General features: G+C 62.9%; 17 protein-coding genes and 1 pseudogene. 11 read left to right on the forward strand and 7 right to left on the reverse strand.

Annotated features, from left to right (window positions below; all coding sequences use genetic code 11):
- Positions 1–907 precede the first annotated feature (907 nt).
- Positions 908–1,108: a YegP family protein gene (locus M1D51_RS04340; RefSeq protein ID WP_172323916.1), complete on the reverse strand. Its 201-nt coding sequence runs from the start codon at positions 1,106–1,108 to the stop codon at positions 908–910.
- A gap of 171 nt (positions 1,109–1,279) precedes the next feature.
- On the reverse strand, positions 1,280–2,971 hold the full coding sequence (locus tag M1D51_RS04345; protein ID WP_458109543.1) for a bifunctional 3'-5' exonuclease/DNA polymerase: 1,692 nt from the start codon (positions 2,969–2,971) through the stop codon (positions 1,280–1,282).
- 149 nt (positions 2,972–3,120) lie between these two features.
- Here M1D51_RS04345 and ssd point away from each other — a divergent pair, with 149 nt between their 5' ends.
- From ssd to M1D51_RS04365, 4 genes are all read left to right on the forward strand, one after another.
- Entirely contained in the window at positions 3,121–4,239 is a 1,119-nt protein-coding gene (ssd, locus tag M1D51_RS04350; RefSeq protein ID WP_458108673.1) for a septum site-determining protein Ssd, read from the forward strand.
- Positions 4,236–5,477: a TadA family conjugal transfer-associated ATPase gene (locus M1D51_RS04355; protein WP_458108674.1), complete on the forward strand. Its 1,242-nt coding sequence runs from the start codon at positions 4,236–4,238 to the stop codon at positions 5,475–5,477. The genes ssd and M1D51_RS04355 overlap by 4 nt, the downstream gene beginning before the upstream one ends.
- Positions 5,478–5,743: 266 nt before the next feature.
- Positions 5,744–6,280 carry a type II secretion system F family protein gene (locus M1D51_RS04360; RefSeq protein WP_253951505.1) on the forward strand — a complete coding sequence of 179 codons (537 nt, stop codon included), beginning with the start codon at positions 5,744–5,746 and terminating at the stop codon, positions 6,278–6,280.
- Positions 6,280–6,891, forward strand: coding sequence for a type II secretion system F family protein (locus tag M1D51_RS04365; RefSeq protein WP_458108675.1), 612 nt, complete (start codon positions 6,280–6,282; stop codon positions 6,889–6,891). The genes M1D51_RS04360 and M1D51_RS04365 overlap by 1 nt, the downstream gene beginning before the upstream one ends.
- Positions 6,892–7,077: 186 nt before the next feature.
- Here the strand turns inward: M1D51_RS04365 and M1D51_RS04370 are convergent, their stop codons facing one another.
- Positions 7,078–7,386, reverse strand: coding sequence for a hypothetical protein (locus tag M1D51_RS04370; RefSeq protein ID WP_172323912.1), 309 nt, complete (start codon positions 7,384–7,386; stop codon positions 7,078–7,080).
- A 39-nt stretch (positions 7,387–7,425) separates the two neighbouring features.
- On the opposite strand from M1D51_RS04370, the pseudogene M1D51_RS04375 reads away from it, so the two are divergent.
- The 3 genes and pseudogenes from M1D51_RS04375 to M1D51_RS04385 form a co-directional block, all read left to right on the forward strand.
- Positions 7,426–7,590, forward strand: a pseudogene (locus M1D51_RS04375) (DUF4244 domain-containing protein); the annotation flags it as partial.
- Complete coding sequence (locus M1D51_RS04380; protein ID WP_172323920.1) at positions 7,587–8,051, forward strand: TadE family type IV pilus minor pilin; 465 nt, start codon at positions 7,587–7,589, stop codon at positions 8,049–8,051. The pseudogene M1D51_RS04375 and the gene M1D51_RS04380, both read left to right, overlap by 4 nt.
- Positions 8,048–8,410 carry an Rv3654c family TadE-like protein gene (locus M1D51_RS04385; protein ID WP_458108676.1) on the forward strand — a complete coding sequence of 121 codons (363 nt, stop codon included), beginning with the start codon at positions 8,048–8,050 and terminating at the stop codon, positions 8,408–8,410. The genes M1D51_RS04380 and M1D51_RS04385 overlap by 4 nt, the downstream gene beginning before the upstream one ends.
- 90 nt (positions 8,411–8,500) lie before the next feature.
- On the opposite strand, the gene M1D51_RS04390 is transcribed toward M1D51_RS04385, so the two are convergent.
- Positions 8,501–10,843 (reverse strand): DEAD/DEAH box helicase, encoded by a 2,343-nt coding sequence (locus tag M1D51_RS04390; protein WP_458108677.1) that lies wholly within the window; start codon positions 10,841–10,843, stop codon positions 8,501–8,503.
- A 91-nt stretch (positions 10,844–10,934) separates the two neighbouring features.
- Positions 10,935–11,630, reverse strand: a complete 696-nt coding sequence (locus tag M1D51_RS04395) for a GNAT family N-acetyltransferase (protein WP_172323923.1) — start codon at positions 11,628–11,630, stop codon at positions 10,935–10,937.
- Positions 11,631–11,778: 148 nt separating this feature from the next.
- On the opposite strand from M1D51_RS04395, the gene trhO reads away from it, so the two are divergent.
- A complete protein-coding gene (trhO, locus tag M1D51_RS04400; RefSeq protein ID WP_172323924.1) occupies positions 11,779–12,675 on the forward strand; it encodes an oxygen-dependent tRNA uridine(34) hydroxylase TrhO in 897 nt (298 codons plus the stop codon).
- Positions 12,676–12,683: 8 nt separating this feature from the next.
- Here trhO and M1D51_RS04405 read toward each other — a convergent pair whose 3' ends face one another.
- A complete protein-coding gene (locus M1D51_RS04405; protein WP_458108678.1) occupies positions 12,684–13,214 on the reverse strand; it encodes a hypothetical protein in 531 nt (176 codons plus the stop codon).
- A 65-nt stretch (positions 13,215–13,279) separates the two neighbouring features.
- A complete protein-coding gene (locus M1D51_RS04410) occupies positions 13,280–13,723 on the reverse strand; it encodes a hypothetical protein (protein ID WP_458108679.1) in 444 nt (147 codons plus the stop codon).
- A gap of 109 nt (positions 13,724–13,832) precedes the next feature.
- Between M1D51_RS04410 and M1D51_RS04415 the strand changes: the two genes are divergently transcribed.
- From M1D51_RS04415 to topA, 3 genes are all read left to right on the forward strand, one after another.
- The gene (locus M1D51_RS04415; protein ID WP_458108680.1) at positions 13,833–15,482 is read left to right on the forward strand and encodes a DUF7059 domain-containing protein; all 1,650 of its coding nucleotides are present in this window, start codon (positions 13,833–13,835) and stop codon (positions 15,480–15,482) included.
- The gene (locus M1D51_RS04420) at positions 15,479–16,189 is read left to right on the forward strand and encodes an ArsR/SmtB family transcription factor (protein ID WP_458108681.1); all 711 of its coding nucleotides are present in this window, start codon (positions 15,479–15,481) and stop codon (positions 16,187–16,189) included. Before M1D51_RS04415 ends, M1D51_RS04420 begins: the two co-directional genes overlap by 4 nt.
- Before the next feature lie 126 nt (positions 16,190–16,315).
- Entirely contained in the window at positions 16,316–19,042 is a 2,727-nt protein-coding gene (topA, locus tag M1D51_RS04425; RefSeq protein ID WP_172325591.1) for a type I DNA topoisomerase, read from the forward strand.
- The last annotated feature ends 4 nt before the right edge of the window (positions 19,043–19,046 follow it).

Genomic DNA, 19,046 nt, shown 5'->3' on the forward strand with positions numbered 1-19,046 from the left:
GCGGGCTGCACCAAAATCGGTGAGTTCCGTCCAGAGCGCGAAAGCGATGGCGAGCGGTGCCACCACAAGAAACACCGCAAAGAGTATGGGGTTTGGATGGCCCGCATCATCGATACCGTCGAGCCAGATATCGTGAGGATCAGATTAGGCGACGTTGATCCTGGCGTTCGATCCAACCGGTGGCAGGGTGTTGCAGTAAGCATTAGTTTTGGGCGACGCTGTGCAGCTCTTGCCCATCTACGGTGTAGCTCATGTCGAGTTGGCAGGAGGCCGTGCGGCTACGCGGACTTTCCGTTTGTGCCGTAACGGTTCCCTCGATGGTGGTGTAGGTGGCCGTTGCATGATTGATGCCAGCAATTACGCTCCAACCTAGCAATGCGGTGACGGTTCCGATGACCAGTATGGCTGCGGAGCGCTTTATCAAAAGCCTTCTGCGAAGTCGACTGCCTTCCCAGACTGGCTGTTCGCGGTCGGGCAGGGGAGAGGCTTGAAGGCGTCTCTGCTCAGTTATCTGTACCCAGTGGCTCCCTGAACCTTGGGATTCCGAGTTGATCAAGGTGTCCGGTTCTTCCCGTCGATGCACAGTTTTTCCTCCAATGGAGTGTGTCCTGGATGCATCAGTGCGCGCACAGCACAGGCCCCCATAAATGAACTCACCCTACCGGGAGCGCAGGCGAGCGTGGCTATTACACGCCCTAGAATGGCTGCCCGTAAGCCGGTCGATCTCCGTGTCTGGGAATCCCGCCGTCATGTTCCGCGCGCTTGCTGGCCAAGGCCATGTACGTAAGAACCCGCACGATGACGTGCACGGTGACGGGAATTACTGCAACCATGTCGCGAAGCAATGGCAGCCTCCGAGGGAGCGAACGCGGCCGACTTTGAAAATGACAGCAGCGCTGGTTCGCTGTCAGGCGGCCTTGCGCGCCGCCGTCGAACGATCCACTACCAGTCCGGTGGCAGCGTTTTCTCGGACGGCGTTGATGCCTGCAATGACACCCTCCAGGTGTCTGAACGTCGGTGATTCGGCCACGACGGTTCCGTCGGCCGCGGTCAGGCGGAACCGGTACATTTCGTCGTTGTCCTGAAGAATTTCAAACCTGCCAGCCATTGATGCTCCCCCTTGATGCTTCCTCGCACACATATGTGGACCAGCAACGTATCCACATAGTGAAAGTAGCCAGAACCGGGGGAGAACAAAAGTTACTTGGCGGTACCGGTCATTCCGGCTCATATGGCGGCATATGACTGGATAGTCCACGAGGTTGTGGGTACTGTGCGGCTACTTCGCTTTGTCGTAGGACTCGACGACGGCGACGGTCACCGGAAATTCGACCGGGATGCGCCCGAACATGAGCTCCTTGGCCGCGGCGGCCGCCTCTTCGATGGCTTGGATACAGGCATCAACCGCGTCGTCCGGGGCGTGGACCATCACTTCGTCGTGCAGGAAGAAGACCAGTTCACCAATAGGTGAGCCTTCGGCGCGCGAAGCCCGCAGCCGTCGTCGTAATTCTGCCAGCCAGCAGGCTGCCCATTCAGCAGCCGAGCCCTGGACTACGAAGTTGCGGGTGAACCGGCCACGGGACCTGGCCAGGTTGTCGGCGCGGCGCTGTTCTTCGGCGGTGGTGGATTGCTGGCTCCGCAACCAACCGGCGGACGGCGGCGGGCTGCTCCGGCCCAACCGCGTGGTTACTGTCCGCCCTGCCTCGCCCTCGCGGGCTGCCTGCTCCACGAATCCGACGGCGCGGGGGTAGGTCCGCGTGAGCTGCGGCATGAGCCTGCCTGATTCCCCCGTGGTGGCACCGTAGATTGCTCCCAGCAGCGCAATCTTGGCCTTGGCACGGTCACCGCCGAAGCCTTGGGCGGCGATGCCCGCGTAGAGGTCCTTATCCCGCGCAGCCTCGGCCATTTTGGTGTCCTGGGCCAGCGCCACGAGGACCCTGGGTTCCAGCTGCGAAGCATCGGCAACGATGAGCTTATGACCCGGATCCGCATGGACCGCCGCCCGGATGTTGCGCGGAATCTGCAGTGCGCCGCCACCGCGTGAAGCCCAGCGGCCGGACACCACTCCGCCCACCACGTACTCGGGGTGGAACCGGCCGTCACGCACCCAGGCGTCCAGCCATGCCCAGCCGTTGGCCGTGTGGAGCCGGGAGAGTTTCTTGTACGCCAGCAGCGGCTGGATGGCAGGGTGCTTCGACTCCTGGAGTTCCCATTGGCGGGTACTTTTCACCTCGATCCCGTTCCGGTGCAAGGCGCGCATGAGGTCCTGCGGGGAGTCCGGATTCAGGCTGGGTGAGTTGAGGATACTCCTGAGCTCGGCACAGAGAGCTTCGAGCGCCGGCGGCCGGTGTCCGTGCGGTGGTCTGGGTCCCAGGACGTCGGCGAGGATCTGCTGGTGCAACTCTTCGCGCCAGGGGACGCCGGCGTGCTGCATCTCAATGGCGATGATCGCGCAGGCCGATTCGGCGGCGAGCAGCAGTTGGAGGCGTTGTTTCTGCTGTTGTGCCTCGGAGACCTCGGAGATGGCGTGCTGTTGGGCCGCGAACTCCTCCCGGAGTTCGGCCAGCCCCGCTTTGGGGGTGGCTGGCAACAAGTCCTCGAACAGCGCTCCTTGGTCCGCTGGAGGTGGCGGCGGCTGGAGGACGCGCGGCGGCGTTGAGTCGTCGTCCTGGGTGAGCTTGACCGCATGCTTGGCATAGTCAGTCCCGGCTGTGAATTCCGAGTGCGCCAGGATGGCTCCGCACAACGCCAGGTCATGGCATCGCTCCAGCTCGACCCCGTGCGTCAGGAGCTCCGGATACCAGTCCTGGGCGCGGTGCCACACCCAGCGTGGCCGCTGGGTTTCGAACTCACGCACGACGCCGGGCAACTCACCACGGGCGACTACACGCGCGTCAGCCGTTGCCCTTCCGGTGGGGGAGATCCTTTGTATGGCTGCGCCTTCCGGGTGGGCGGCGAGCAGCAAATACATGGTCTCCATTCTGCCTTGTGTGCGGGCGCTGTGATGCCCCGGCACTTGTCCTCCACAGGCGATGGCCCATCAGGTGGTTCCAGTCCAAGTTGTGCACATACGGTTTTCATGCCCTTATGGTGTTCCACCAGGTCCACGATGGTGGATCCATGACCAAGCGAGATCGCCGGCACAGGCAACCCACCAACCTTCAAGTGCAACCGGACATGGACGGAGCCTGGGTCCCACAAGACGCTGCCGGGATATTGCTCGTCTCCGCAGACCCCTATCTGCAGGAAGAAGCCAAACGGATTGTGGCAGCTGCTGGTGGAAGCCTCACCACCGCCACCGATGTGACCGAGGCCGTGCACGGGTGGGACAGCGCGGACGTCGTTTTGGTGGGTAGCGATGTCCGGGAGTTGCCTCCTCGGCGACGCTCACCCACGGTGATGTTGGGGAGGGCTTCGGACGGGGACGGGCTCTGGGAGTTGGCCGCTGCCCTCGGCGCTGAACGGGTTGCCGTCCTTCCCGAAGCTGCTGCCTGGCTGGCCGAACACCTCAGTATGTCCGGCTCACCGGACCCTGGGGGCACGGTCATGGGGATCATCGGTGGCAGTGGCGGCGCGGGCGCCACCACTACAAGTATCTGGCTGGCACAAGCGGCTGCGGACCATGGTGTCAGCACCATGCTCATTGATGGCGATCCTTGGGGCGGCGGCCTGGAACTGGCTATCACGGCCGAGGACATTCCGGGACTCAAATGGCCCGATTTCTCTGAAACCCGCGGAAGTATCGATTCCGGGCAGTTTCGGGATTCCCTCCCTTTCGCAGGCGGGTTCGCTTACCTATCCTGGCCCGGTACAAGGGACGCGATCCACAGCCCGGATGCGCGGGCAGTGGCTGCCGTCATGGACGCCGCACGACGCAGCTTTGAGCTGATCCTGGTGGACATCGGGCGCAGTGGCGAAGGAGTGCGGAATCTTGCGTGGGACTGCGACAAGATGGTCCTGCTCGCCAAAGCCCAGCTCAAATCCGCAGTAGCAGCCGGGCGCATCCTCAGCGAACTCCCGCCCATTGACGCAGGGCTGGTGATTCGTGGCAGCAGCGCCTCCTCCGTGGATGCCGCCCTCATTGCCGAGTCATTGGGACTACCCCTGCTGGGTGTCATTCCTGAAATGAGGGGAGTGGCGGCCGGGACGGAATTGGGACGCATCCTCGAACTTGGCCAGCGCAGGCCCATCAACCGTTTTGCCATGTCCGTGCTGGAACTGAACGGCGCTCTTCAGTGAATCCGTTCGAGGGAACACGGCGCAGGCAGGGCCGGAAGCTCGATTCCCTGCTCCTGGAGACGGTGCGGGAGTCTGTGCTCGCGGGGAACGGGCCGGTGACGCCTTCCACGGTCGCAGCAGCGGTGCAGGCAAGCGGCAGGCTGTTGGGTACCGCCGGTGCATTGGAGGCCGCCGAGTCCATCAATGCTGAATTGAATGGTTTGGGACCCCTCCAGCAGTTGGCCCAGGACCCTGCTGTTACAGACATCTTCGTCAACGGCCCGCATTCCGTATGGCTGGACCGCGGGAAAGGACTGGAGAAGTCATCAGTGCATTTCGATACTGAGCAACAGGTCCGGTCATTGGCGTCCCGGCTGGTATCGGCCGGTGGGCGTCGACTGGATGATGGGTCCCCTTGCGTAGATGTGCGGCTCACCGGCGGCTACCGGGTGCACGCGGTTCTCTCGCCGATATCCACGTCGGGAACCCTCCTTTCCATCCGTATTCGCCGTGAGAACGTGTTCACCCTGCCCGAGTTGAGGGAAAGCGGCATGTTTTCCGAGCAGGTGGAAGGGGTTCTAAGGGCCATCATCAGCCAAAGATTGAGTTTTCTGATCAGCGGCGCCACAGGCTCGGGAAAGACCACCCTGCTGTCCACCCTGCTCGGCTTGAGCCAGCCGACGGAGCGGTTGGTACTAATTGAGGATGCCGCCGAACTCAACCCGGTGCATCCTCACGTGGTAACCCTTGAATCCCGGCATGGAAACCTCGAAGGCGGAGGTGCCCTGGACCTCGGCGAACTGGTCCGTCAGGCACTGCGCATGAGGCCGGACAGGCTGATCGTCGGAGAATGCCGGGGCGCTGAGGTTCGTGAATTGCTCACAGCCCTCAACACCGGCCATACAGGGGGCGGCGGAACCATCCACGCCAATACGGCAGAGGCCGTGCCCGCCCGGCTGGTGGCCCTCGGTGCGCTGGCCGGACTGAACGCGGAAGCCGTGCGGCTGCAGGTATCCAGTGCCTTGGACGTCGTTATTCACGTGGACCGAACCCCGACAGGACGGAAAGTGGCGTCCATAGGAGTGCTGACTGACACTCCCGAAGACCAGAGGGTGGTCACCGCACTCCACTGGAATCAAGCAGGAATGACGTGTGGGCCCGCATGGCCGGCGCTCGCCGACAGGCTCGCCCCCGCATTACCTGCAGGTATGGACTGGGCCGGAGCGAGCGGGTCGCCGAGTCCCCGGCACACCCCATGATCGGTGCCTTTGTCCTCGTTGCAGCGCTGGCTGCCTGGCAGCACTTTCGGGGTAGGGGTGTTGATGTCCGACGCTTGCGGAAGACCTTGGGAGAGCCGCATGCCGTGGCCGGTGGCGCTGCCTTAGGTGTCCGTTCAGGGGTGAGGCTCCGTCACCCGAAACGGCGAAAACGTCCCGAACCCCTTCCGCTTGTGGTGCTCGTGCAACAGCTCGCGGCCTTGCTACGTGGCGGGCGGGGAACGTCCCGGTTGTGGGAGGAACTCTGGATGGTTCATAGTCCGCGTCTGACCAACGATGGCGGCGGCCCGGACACGGTGGTAGGGCCGGGGACTGCTTCACTTAGCCAAGAGTCTCTGCTGGTGGTGGCTGCTGCAAGGGGAGCTTCGAGTCTGGGGAACTCTTCGGCTGAGGCAATCCGGGATATTGCCGCACGGATCTATCCCCGGCGCGGGAGTTCTGAACGACGCGTGTGGATGGAACTGGCGGCCTGCTTGGAAGTGGCAGAAACCAGCGGCTGTCCGCTTGCTGACCTCCTCACCCGCTTTGCCGCCCAGTTGGAAGCCGAGGAAGATGCTGAAGCAGCCCGGCAAACTGCGCTCGCCGGGCCAAAAGCTACCGTCAAGCTGTTGTCCTGGCTCCCGGTGTTCGGCTTGGTGCTGGGGATGGCCCTGGGCGTGGATCCACTGGGAATCCTGCTGGACAACGTTCTGGGAGTTGCCACCTTCGCTGCCGGACTGATCCTGACGGTGGCCGGCCGCGTTTGGTCTTCACGACTGGTGGCCTCAGCAGCGGGGAACGCGTGATGACCGGTGCGCCAGTGTTGGCGATGGTCATGGTCCTGGGGCTGGCGGCTTCCATCTGGTACGCCGGACCACGGCGCTCGAGGGCACGCCTGCTGATTCGAAATGCCCACACCACCTCGCCTGAGCCCGGGGCAGGCCCGCACACCACGAATCCAACTGATTCGAAAGGTCCGTCCGACGGTCTCCGCGATACCGCGATGATGCTGGAACTGGTGGCGTCGATGCTTGACGCCGGAGCTGGAATCGGCCGGGCCCTTGAACTTATTGCCGGATGCGCGTCACCGCCCATCAGGAAATCACTCAGGCCAGTCGTTGCCGCACTGGCCATTGGAGCGGACTGGGAGACAGCCTGGCGGACCCCCACCAAGCACGAGCCTGAAGTGGTGCGCCTCAAAGAGGCGCTGGCTTTCGCAGCCCTAACGGGCGCTCCCTCAGCATCGATCCTCTACGCGCAGGCTGCCAGGGAACGCCGCGAACAGTTCCGGGCCGCAGAGAAGAGAGCAGCTGCCCTGGGAGTCAAACTCGTCGTTCCCCTCGGCCTGTGTTCCCTGCCGGCATTCATCTGCCTGGGGATCGTGCCGGTCCTGATCGCCATGCTTCCGGCCGGATGAAACCGTCCATGCTGACCTGCGCACAGCAGTTGCGGACGGTGCCCACTTCTCCTCCACATCCTGGCGGTTCGGAGGGATTATCCACTTGGGGGAATCCGCTTCTTACGGGCCGTGCCGGGTCACGGAAGAGTTGAATCAGCCGGCGGACCCGCTGGCTTTTCTTGAAAGGAATCCACTGTGAAATCACTATTCAGGGCCGGATCTGCCCGTCGTCCTGACCGTCGTCCTGACCGCCGTCCGGGCCGCCGTGTTGCGGGCCGGGAACGAGTGTCGCTTTATCGAGCCGCGGTTGGCGGGAATCCTGGCACGAGGAGTTTTGGAATCGAGCAGTTTGAACTGGAGGAATTCAGGGATTCCGGCATTGGGCAAGCGGGCGTCCGGATCACCGCCGGAACGGACATTGACCTGGCGGGTGCACACGGTGTGCTGGCCGTGCCGGCCAGCATGGACCTGCAGGATCAGGGTTTGTTCCGGCGGCGGCCGGCTCGGCGTCATCGGAGGAACCTGTGGAGGAGCCGGGAGCCACTCCGGACACGTGCCATGCTTTTGGGTTCGGAGAGCGGCATGGCTACTGCAGAGTACGCCATAGCTACCCTCGCTGCAGTGGGTCTCGCCGGGCTGCTGGTGGTCATCCTTCGGAGCGAAGAAGTCCGCAGCTTCCTGCTCAACCTGATCCGCACGGCCTTGTCCTTGCCATGACGCACGTGCTGCCTGCCGTCGGGAGTCCATCTGCTGTCCTCGCCGGATCACCGTCCTGCCGGAAGAAGGACGGGGCGGAGTTGGGCGCAGTAACCGCGGAGTTCGCCGTTGCCCTACCCGCGGTGGTCTTGCTCTTGGCGTTCCTGCTGGCAGGCGGCGCTGCGGGCATAACACAACTGCGATTGCAGGAAGCTGCCACCGCAGGAGCCAGGGCCTCCGCGCGGGGCGAGACGGGTGCCACCGTGGAAGGAATTGTCAGGCGCCTTGCAGGCGACACCGCTACCTCTTCCATGACCGACGGCGGGGGATGGCTCACGGTCACCGTCTCATCCCGGGCCGGGGGCGCCATGGGGCCGCTCATCCCCTGGACGCTGACAGCATCGGCTTCTGCCCGTGCAGAATCAGGCGGCGCCAGCTCAGCCGGGGCGTGGTCCGTTGGTTCAGGTGCCGGTCTTCCATGAACCCGTTACCAGTGCCTGTGCACTCCGAACGCGGGGCAGGAACCGTTCTTGCTCTGACATTGGGCGCAGTGGTGATGGCATTGCTTGTCGGCGTACTCGTCTTGGCCCAGGCAGGTGTGTTGGCCTCAAGGGCGGCATCCGCGGCAGACCTGGGGGCGCTCGCAGCCGCAGATGCTGCCCGAGGGCTGACATCTGGGGAACCATGCGCTGTGGCTTCCGGTGTCGTGGCGCAGCACGGGGCGACCATGACGTCCTGCACTGTGACCGGCGGGATGGTGGTTGACGTTGCCACCGAGCTGGATCACCCCTTTGACTGGGGAGCCGCCACGGGACGGGCACGGGCAGGACCACCTCCGTAGCACCGGCAGGACCGTCTGTACGAATAGCTTCCCTGGAAGCTCCCCGCTTGGGTCCGGTCCAGCCCTCTGAAATCCGCAGGACAGGGGTTTCTAGATGGCGTCTTTCAACAACACACCCAGGAGTTTGATGGCGGCTGCCTTGTCCAGCGGATTGTTCTTGTTCCCGCATTTGGGGGACTGGACGCAGGACGGGCAGCCAGCCTCACACTCGCAGGCCTGAATGGCTTCTTTGGTTGCCGTCAACCAGATCCGGGCCTTTTCAAAGCCCCGCTCGGCGAAGCCTGCGCCGCCTGGATGTCCGTCGTAAACGAAGATCGTGGGCACCCCGGTGTCGGCATGGAGGGCCGTGGAAACACCGCCGATGTCCCAGCGATCACTGGAAGCCACCAAAGGGAGGAGCCCAATGGCAGCGTGTTCAGCGGCATGAAGTGCCCCAGGGAACTCTGCTTCCACCAGTCCTGCACCGTGAAGGGAACGGTTATCAACTACAAACCAGACGGCCTTGGTAAAGAGATCCCGGGCTCCCAGCTCCAAGGGTTCTTCGCCGAGGATCTCGTTGGAAATCAAGGCCTTGCGCTGGAAGGACACAACTTGCGTAGTCACTTTGACGTCGCCGAAATGCACGGTGATGTCGCCCCACTGGACCGAGCGCAACGTTTCAAGGACTTCGATCTGGGTGACGTCGCGGGCGGTGGTGTAGAAGTCGGGGTTGACCCGTCTCACCATCACGCAATGGTCGGCCTCGTTGAGGTCCTCCACCAGGTAGCTATCACCTTGGTGGACGTAGATGGCACCTGTGTGGGCCTGATAGTGGGTTTGCGGAGAGTCCATGGTCCCCAGGAGAGAGCCCGTTTCGGCGTCCACGATACTTACCGGACCACCCCCGTCGGCGCGGAGATTGACCATTCCCGCGGCGCTCTCCGGATGGGTCCAGAACCATCCCGCGGGCCGTTTGCGGAGGTATCCCTGGACCACAAGACGGTCAAGCAGCCCTTCGGAGGTGGGGCCAAAGAGATCAAGCTCGGCCGGCCCGATAGGCAGCTCAGCGGCAGCGGCACACAAATGGGGGCCAAGGACGTAAGGATTTCCGGGATCAAAGACAGTGGCTTCCACAGACACATCAAAGATGGCCTCGGGATGGTTCACCAGGTACGTGTCCAAGGGGTCGTCGCTGGCCACGAAAGCCGCGATGGCGTCCTGCCCGGCCCGGCCGGCCCGTCCAATCTGTTGGAAAAGGGAGGCGCGGGTGCCGGGCCAGCCTGCAACCAGCACGGCATCAAGCCCCGAGATGTCGATGCCGAGCTCCAAAGCGGACGTGCTGGAGACCCCCAGCAACTGGCCGGATCGCAACGCCTGCTCCAGGGCACGCCGCTCTTCGGGCAGATATCCGGATCTATAGGCTGCAACACGCCCCGGCAGGCTGGGGTCCACCTCATCGAGGAGTCGCTTGGTGATGGAGGCAATGGACTCGGCACCACGTCGGGACTTAATGAAGGCGATGGTCCGGACGCGCGAGGAGACGAGGTTTGCCAGAATGTCCGCTGTCTCCGCTACGGCGGTTCGCCGCTGTTTGGCACCGTTCTCACCCTTGACGTCTGTGAGCGCCGGCTCCCAGAACGCGACCGTCGTGGAACCATGTGGGGAGCAGTCCTCGGAGACTTCCCTGACAGGGGCACCGATGAGCCGCCCAAAAGAAACTCCGGGGTCGGAGGCAGTGGCAGACGCGGCAATGAACACCGGCTCGGGAAACGTGTTCCCTGCACCGTAATAGGCACAGATCCGCCGGAGCCGCCGCATCAAGTTGGCCACGTGGGAGCCAAAAACACCGCGGTAACTGTGGGCCTCGTCCACAATCACGTAGCGCAGCCGCCGGAAGAACTTTGCCCACCAAGTGTGGTTGGGCAGGATTCCGAAGTGCAGCATGTCCGGGTTGGCCAGGATGAAGTTCGCGTGATCGCGGATCCAACGGCGCGATGCAATATCGGTGTCGCCGTCGTACGTTTCCGCCCGCACGGTTGGCAGCTTCAGCGCGCGGATCGCCGCGAGCTGGTCGGCGGCCAAAGCCTTGGTGGGGGACAGGTACAGGGTGACTGCGCCGTCGTCATGGATCTTGCCGGGATCGGAGAGGACGCGCAGCTCGGAACGGTGTATCGCGTCCAACGCGGGCAGTTGGTAGGCGAGCGACTTTCCGGAAGCCGTTCCAGTGGCGATGACCACGTGCTGACCGGAATGGGCGAGGTCCGCGGCCTGGACCTGGTGCCGGTACGGTTCCTGGATCCCCAGTGCCTCATAGGCGCCCACGACGTCGGGGTGGGCCCAGCCCGGCCAAGGCTCGTTGACGGCTTTCCGGGCGGGGATGGTGTGGACATGGCGCAGCTGCTCCGGATCCGCAGTCCGGCCCAGCAGGGAGATCAATGAATGAGGTGCAGCCACCGAATCATTCTGTCACTCTGCGGGCCGGCGAACGGCGGCACCCAAGGGCACCGCCGTCGAACCTGGCTCAATAAGCCGTCGGAGCGAGAAACTATACCCCGGAAAGATCTGACCCTTCGGTACCACTGGCGGACATCATCAGGACGTGGCCCACCACGTCCCAGCCGAGGTGTGAATAGAGCTTCTGACCGTCCAGGGAGGCGAGCAAAAGGCCGTTCTCAACGTCGTGAGAGAAGGCTTGGGCGGCGAGGGCCTTCATAATGAAGCTGCCCAGGCCGCGCCGTTGGAAGTCCGGTTCGGTAACGATCTTGTCGAAGACGGCAGTGCCGTCCACCACGAAGACCCGTCCGCTGGCAGCTACCTGCTCGCCGGAATGGACTACCGCGTAGTGGACCCCGTTGGATTCGGAGGTAGCAAGTTCAAGATCGTCATCCGGCAGCCAGGGGTCCTCGGAATCCTGGGTTTCCATGTCCACGATCATCATGGTTTGGGATGCGGACGTCACAGTCAGCCCGTGCTGCTCAGCCAGGTACTTGTAGCGTTGGACATCGTTGGTGAGGACCGTCAGGATCCGGGTGGGAGCCTCCGCGGTTTTAGCCGCCAGGGCGGTGAACTCTTCGTCCGAGGGATCGTGGGCGAAATACTCCCAGTCACCGGTCTTGTCGGCGCGAAGCGCAGCAGGGAAGCGGCCCTCTTGGCGTGACTCATAGCCGCGGCAGCCGGACCAGCCGGCTACCCAGACTTCCAAGAGGTGCGCAATGTCTTCAACCAAGGCGTCTGGACTCATGTAGAGAGAGTATGCCAGCGCACCATGAAGCAACAGAGCCGGATCGGTCCCGGCATGGTTGCTTATGGAATTGTGACTTCTCCTCTTGGCGGGCTGTACCGGCAGTCCGTCAGGCCGGCGATTTTACTGCACCAAGTACCCTTGAATAGTGGCTTTGAACCGAATTGTGCTCTTCTATGGCTTTACCCCGATCGCCGACCCTGACGCCGTGCGTCTATGGCAGCGCGCCCTCTGCGAGAAACTTGGGCTCACCGGCCGGATCCTCATCTCGAAGGACGGCATCAACGCCACGGTGGGCGGCGAACTGAACAACATGAAGCAGTACGTCAAGACCACGCGTGAATATAAGGGCTTCCACGGAATCGACTTCAAATGGTCGGAAGGAGGCGCCGCAGATTTCCCGCGCCTCAGCGTCAAGGTCCGCGATGAAATCGTGTCGTTCGGTGCTCCCGGGGAACTGAAGGTTGATGACAACGGCGTGGTGGGCGGCGGCAAACACCTGCAGCCGGAGGAACTCCACGCGCTGGTGGATGCGAAGAAGTCCAGTGGCGAGGACGTGGTGTTCTTTGATGGCCGCAACGCGTTCGAGGCACAGATCGGCAAGTTCAAGGATGCGATCGTTCCGGACGTGGACACCACGCACGACTTCATCAAGGAACTGGACTCGGGCAAGTACGACGACCTCAAGGACAAGCCGGTCGTCACCTATTGCACCGGTGGAATCCGCTGCGAAGTCTTGTCCAGCCTGATGGTCAACAGGGGCTTCAAAGAGGTGTACCAACTGGATGGCGGGATAGTCCGCTACGGCGAAACGTTCAAGGACAAAGGCCTGTGGGAAGGTTCCCTATATGTCTTTGACAAGCGCATGCACGTGGAGTTCAGCGAGGACGCCAAGACCATCGGTGAATGCGTCCGCTGTGCTGGGCCCACCAACAAATTTGAGAACTGCTCCAATCCCAGCTGCCGCACTTTGACCCTTTACTGCGCCGAATGTGCTTCCAGTCCTGAAACGCTGCGCTGTCCCGGAGGCTGCGAAGCCGCGTAGCGGCGGATTCAAAGCCTGCTGACCCTGTAGGCGAAGTTGGCATCGGACCTGGAGCCGACCCTGATGGAGAGGACCGCGTCCTTTTCCAGTTGCACAACGCTCACCCGCGCGTTGGCGCACCCCAAGGTCAGGTCCACCAGGGCTACCTCGTTCAGCGTGACGTCGAAAGAGACCCGACGCGTACCTCGGCATGCCAGCGTCACCGCGTAGGTTCCTGCCGGCAATTGCACTGTTTGCTCGGACTTGGATTCACCCGGGTTCAGGTACCCGCTGCTGGAGTAGAACGACTGTCCCTGGGATTCGGGCAGTGCAGCCTTGGCCCACTCTTCCAAAGCCTCGCCGCTGACGGTCTCTTCCAACGCCGGATCAGGCGGAAGGGCAACATTTCCGGCTGTGGAGGTGGCGGTTGCCTCAGGCCTGCCACCGTCTTCATAGGTATATTCGCATCCCGCTACACCGCCGCAAAGGACAACCAAAAGCACGACGGCGGACCTCGCCAGCCGCCGTGGCAACACCGAGCAAGCTGCCTTGCTGCCCATGCACTGACTTTACGCCCGGCCGGCCGCTCTCCAAAGGCCTGGGCGTGGAAGGATGCGGGGAGTTTTCAGCCTGCGGCCGGAACCAGGTGGTAACCGTAGATCAGCGGAGCATCGACGCTGCTGGTTGAGATGCTAAGGGGACCGGCGGCAGGTACTTTGATCTTCACCACATCAAGGCTTCCGTTGCAGGCGGCAGCCGCATCGGCGATCTTGCTTCCGTTGGAGGAGACTGCAAAGTAGGCCTTGCCGCCGCCATCGCATGCCATGGTCAGCGTGTAGGTTCCTGCGGAGACGCCGGATGATTCCTTGACCAGCGCATCCCGGTTGAGGATCTTGCCTGAGTCCTCCAGGACTGCGCCGTTAGCTGCCGGGAGGACCTTTTCCTTCCAAGCGGGAACGTCTGCATCTGCGATGTTGACCGGTGCCTGGCAGGCACTGGCCCCCAGCAGGACGGCAGCAGCCAAGGTAACAAGGCCCGCCCGGCGCCTTGTGGAGGAGAAGTTGAGCATGATTCCACGCTACCGGGTTCCCGGGGTGTCCTTTGTCCACATAGCCCGGATGTCCACATAGCCCGGAACGAGGCGGTCTGGACCGGCCTGCCGCACCTACACTTGCAGGGTGACTGACACAGCATTCTTGTTTACCGCCGGCAACACTGACGATGCCCCCCGAAGCGACCAGCCAGCGCTGCTCCAGCTACTTGCCGGGGACCTCCGTGCCATCTCCTACACGGTGGACGGCGTGGCGACCGTGCTGGGGGAGCAGGTCTCAGCAGCGCTCGGCAGGGACCAGGTGGTTCCCGCTCTCCTGGCCACCGAACGGCTGACGGACTCGCACGATCCTGCTGTCCGGGCCCTGGCAGTAGTGGTGCGTCTGTGGCTGCTGGCCGTTCCGCAGTCCGTGGCTGACGTTGACTCCGCCCTGCCCGGAATCGGCACACAAGGTCTCGTGGATCTCGGCCTCGCCTTAGTGGATGCCGGGGTGGTCCGGGTCGCGGTGGATTTGCGCCCCTATGGATGGGATGCCAACGCTGACGGCACCGGTGGTGCCGAACTGTGGGTCGCCAGCGACCTCGCAGCCCACCAGCAGCCGGGAGTCCTGCGCCATGACCACGTCCTGGGCATTGGCCGCGCCTCCACAACGCTGGTCCAAACAACCTTCAGGCAGCACACCAAACGCGCACTGGACCTGGGGACCGGATGCGGGATTCAAACATTCCACCTCCTGCACCACTGCGAGCATGTCACGGCTACGGACATCTCCGCTCGTGCACTGGCATTTACCCGGTTCAACCTGCTGCTGAACGCAGCGGAACTTGAACTGGATCCGGAGGATCTGGAAAGCCGGGTAAGCCTGCGGCTGGGATCACTCCTGGACCCGGTAGCCGGCGAACAATTTGGCCTCGTGGTTTCCAACCCTCCTTTCGTGATCACACCCCGCAGAGGCGGGGAATCCTCATCTGACCAGTTCACGTACCGTGACGGCGGGCTTCCCGGCGACGGGATCGTGGCGGCGCTGGTGCAGTCAATCGCCGGGGTACTGGAACCCGGTGGCACTGCGCAGATGCTGGGAAACTGGGAGGTTACCGCGGGAACGGACTGGAAGGACCGTCCCAAAGACTGGCTCAAGGATTCCGGTCTTGATGTCTGGTTCATTCAGCGCGAGCAGGTGGATCCGGAACAGTATGCCGAGACCTGGCTGCAGGATGCTTCACAGAACCGTGACCGTGAGCAATACAAGAATTCCTATGCCGCCTACCTTGATGACTTCGCCTCAAGGAACGTGGAGGGGGTGGGCTTCGGCATGATCATGTTGCGGCGGCCCCTGTCCGGGCACCAGCCCGTCTTCAGCCGTTTCGAAGAGATCACCTATCCCATTGAGCAACCGATCGGACCGCATCTGGGTGCCGCCGTGGAGCGGGCAGATTGGGTGGCTGCCAACTCCGTTCCCGAGGCGCATCTGGTGGTCGCTGAGGACGTCACCGAAGAACGGCACCAGCGCCCTGGAGCTGCCCACCCGGGCGTCATTCTCCTCAGGCAGGGTGCAGGACTCCGGAGGACCAACCTGCTCAGTACGGAGCTTGCAGGGTTCGCTTCTGCTTGCGATGGGCAGCTGTCTGTCCGGCAGATCGTCGCGGCCCTGGTATCGCTGCTGGGAGGCGGCGAGGACTTTGATGAGGATGCCTTCAGGGAGGGTTTGTACCGCGATGTCACCAACCTTGTCCTGGAGGGCTTCCTGCTTCCGGACCCCGTGCAGAGCGGCGCATGAGCAGCGACGCGACGCCGTCGGCAATGAACACCGGCGGTCCCGCAAGTGACCCTGACTACACTGATCAAGTGATTGCGAACAACGAGACATCCCAAACGTCAGGCGGCGTTCCGCGGCGGAAGCGGGCCGAGAAGACGGTTGAGATCACCGATCCCAAGGCTATCCGGGCCTTGGCTCACGCTGCCCGCATCGAGGTTATCTCCGAGCTGTACGCCACCCAGGTGAGCCATACGGCCACCGAACTCGCAGCGCGGACCGGCCTCACCCCAAGCGCCATGAGTTACCACCTCCGCGCCCTCCAGAAATGGGGAATCGTGGCACCGGCCGAAAATGCCGGGGACGCACGCGAACGGCGTTGGAAAGCGGCCGGAACCGACTTCACCATCTCGGGAGGCAGCGTTGCCAGCCCCGAGATCGCTGTGGTTGATCTGGAACTTGATGCGTTCCGCCGCCGTGCCTCGGCTTTTGCCAAAGCCCGGGGAGAACGCCGCCAGCGGGGCGAAGGGAAGGAAGAACCTGTCTCGGTGGTCCTCTCCAGCAACCTGCTCTACCTGACCAATCCGCAACGCAAGGAACTCGCGGACAGGATCCGCGAGGTCGTCCGGGAGTACGAGCTCGAAGATCCCACGCAGATTCCCGAGGGCGCCGAACGTGTGGCAACCTTGTGGTCAATGATCCCGGATGACCGCGTGGCACCCGGGCAGTAACCCTCACGGCCGGGTCACCGAATGACCGCCCTGGTTTCCCTACCAAAACGCAGGATTCTGCAATCTATGGTGAACTAGGCCAATATGGGCACCAGCCCAATTACTCATTTTTTCTGTAGGAGCACCGTGCCCAGCAAGGCAAAAACCGGCAAGAAACTCGTGATCGTGGAGTCTCCCGCCAAGAGTAAGACCATCGCCAAGTACCTTGGCGAAGGCTTCATCGTCGAGGCTTCCATCGGCCACATCCGGGACCTCCCGCAGCCGTCCGACCTCCCTGCAGAACTGAAGAAGACCTCGCTGGGCAAGTTCGCCGTCGACGTCGAAAACGACTTCAAGCCGTACTACGTTGTCTCCCCGGACAAAAAGAAAAAGGTTGCCGAGCTCAAGGCCCAGCTCAAAGACGCTGATGCGCTCTATCTCGCAACCGATGGGGACCGCGAAGGCGAAGCCATCGCGTGGCACCTCCTGGAGGTCCTGAAACCCAAGGTTCCCGTATACCGCATGACCTTCGGTGAAATCACCAAAGAAGCCATCCACCGTGCCATGGACAATCTGCGCGATGTAGATACCGCGCTGGTGGACGCCCAGGAAACCCGCCGTATCCTTGACCGCCTGTACGGTTATGAGATCTCTCCTGTCCTGTGGCGCAAGGTTGCCCGCGGGCTCTCGGCCGGCCGCGTGCAGTCCGTGGTGACCCGCATGGTGGTGGACCGCGAACGCGAACGTATGGCCTTCCGTGCTGCGTCTTATTGGGACCTCACGGGCCAGTTCGGTGCCGACTCGGGTTCCTTCAAAGCCAAGCTTGCTGCCGTGGACGGTTCCAAGGTTGCCAGTGGCCGCGACTTCAATGACAACGGCCAGCTCACCTCCTCCACCGTGGTGCACCTCAATGAGGAACTCGCCACGTCCTTGGCGGCAGGCCTGGAGAACGCAAACTTCCAAGTTCGCTCCGTTGATACCAAGCCGTACACCCGCCGTCCGGCCGCGCCGTTCACCACCTCGACGCTGCAACAGGAAGCCGGCCGCAAGCTGCGCTTCTCCTCCAAGAGCACCATGCAGGTAGCCCAGCGCCTGTATGAAAACGGCTACATCACCTATATGCGTACCGACTCCTCGGCATTGAGCGATGAGGCCCTCACGGCCTCCCGCCGTCAGGCCGCTGAGCTTTATGGTCCCGAGTACGTACCCCAGAGCCCGCGTGTGTACGCCAACAAAGCTGCCAACGCCCAAGAAGCGCACGAGGCCATCCGTCCCGCAGGAGACTCCTTCCGCACCCCGGCACAAGTGGCCAAGCAGCTAAGCGGCGATGAGTTCCGGCTGTACGAGCTCATCTGGAAGCGCACGGTTGCCTCGCAGATGGCCGATGCCAAGGGCTCCACCGCCACCATCCGCCTCGGTGCGGTGGCTGCTGACGGACGCGACGCCGAATTCTCGGCTTCCGGTACCGTCATCACCTTCCCGGGCTTCCTGGCCGCCTATGAAGAAGGCAAGGACGAGAGCCGCGGGGACGAAGACTCCGATGAAGCCCGGCGTCTGCCGAACGTGGCCAAGGGCGATTCCCTGAAGGCCTCGGACATCCTGGCCGTCGGCCACGAAACCTCACCGCCGCCGCGGTACACCGAAGCGTCGCTGACAGCGGAACTGGAAAAGCGCGGCATCGGCCGCCCATCCACCTACGCCTCCACCATCTCCACCATCCAGGACCGCGGCTACGTCCGAAAGCAAGGGTCCGCCCTTGTTCCGAGCTGGATCGCATTCTCCGTGATCCGTTTGCTCGAACAGCACTTCACGGACTATGTGGACTACGAATTCACCGCGGACATGGAAGGCGACCTCGATAAGATCGCCAACGGCCAGGCTGCGGGCGCAGCGTGGCTCAAGCACTTCTACTACGGTGAAGACGCCGATCCGGGCCTGTTGAGCATCGTCAACAACCTGGGCGAAATTGATGCACGCGAGATCAACTCCGTGCCCATCGCCGAAGGCATCACCCTCCGCGTTGGCAAGTTCGGGCCGTACCTGGAAAGTTCCATCCCTACCGTGGATGAGAAGACCGGAGAGGTAGTCGAGTCCGCCCGGGCCAACGTCCCTGAGGAACTGGCTCCGGATGAACTGACGGCCGCCAAAGCCAAAGAGCTCATGGAGACAGCAGCGCCGGAGGAACGGGTTCTGGGAACCGACCCGCATACCGGCCACACCATCGTTGCCAAAAATGGCCGCTATGGTGCTTACGTCACCGAGATCATCCCCGAAATGACCGAGGAACAGTTGGCCAACCAGCCGGTTGAGTATTACAAGAACGGCAAGCCGAAGCCGCCCAAGAAGCCCGTCAAGGCCAAGCCGCGTACCGGTTCACTGTTCAAGTCCATGACCGTGGACACGGTCACCTTGGACGAGGCCCTCGCGCTCATGAGCCTGCCCCGGGTCCTCGGCGAGGACGCGGAGGGCAACCCCATCACCGTGCAGAACGGCCGCTTCGGTCCTTACCTGAAGAAGGGGACAGACTCCCGGTCCATCGGATCTGAAGAGGAGATCTTCACGATCACCTTGGAGCAGGCACTGGAGATCTATTCGCAGCCCAAGCAGCGGGGTGCCCGTGCAGCTGTGCCCCCGCTTGCCGAGTTCGGCCCGGACCCTGTTTCGGAAAAGAACATTGTGGTGAAGGAAGGCCGCTTCGGCCCGTACATCACCGACGGCATCACCAACATCACGGTCCCGCGCACAACGTCCCTCGAGGAGCTGACCCGGGAACGCGCCGTCGAACTTTTGGCGGAAAAGCGGGCGAAGGGCCCGGTCAAGCGGACCACCACCCGCAAGGCGCCGGCCAAGAAGAAGGCCGCAGCCAAGAAGTAGGCGA

The sequence above is a fragment of the Arthrobacter sp. R3-55 genome (assembly GCF_054161505.1).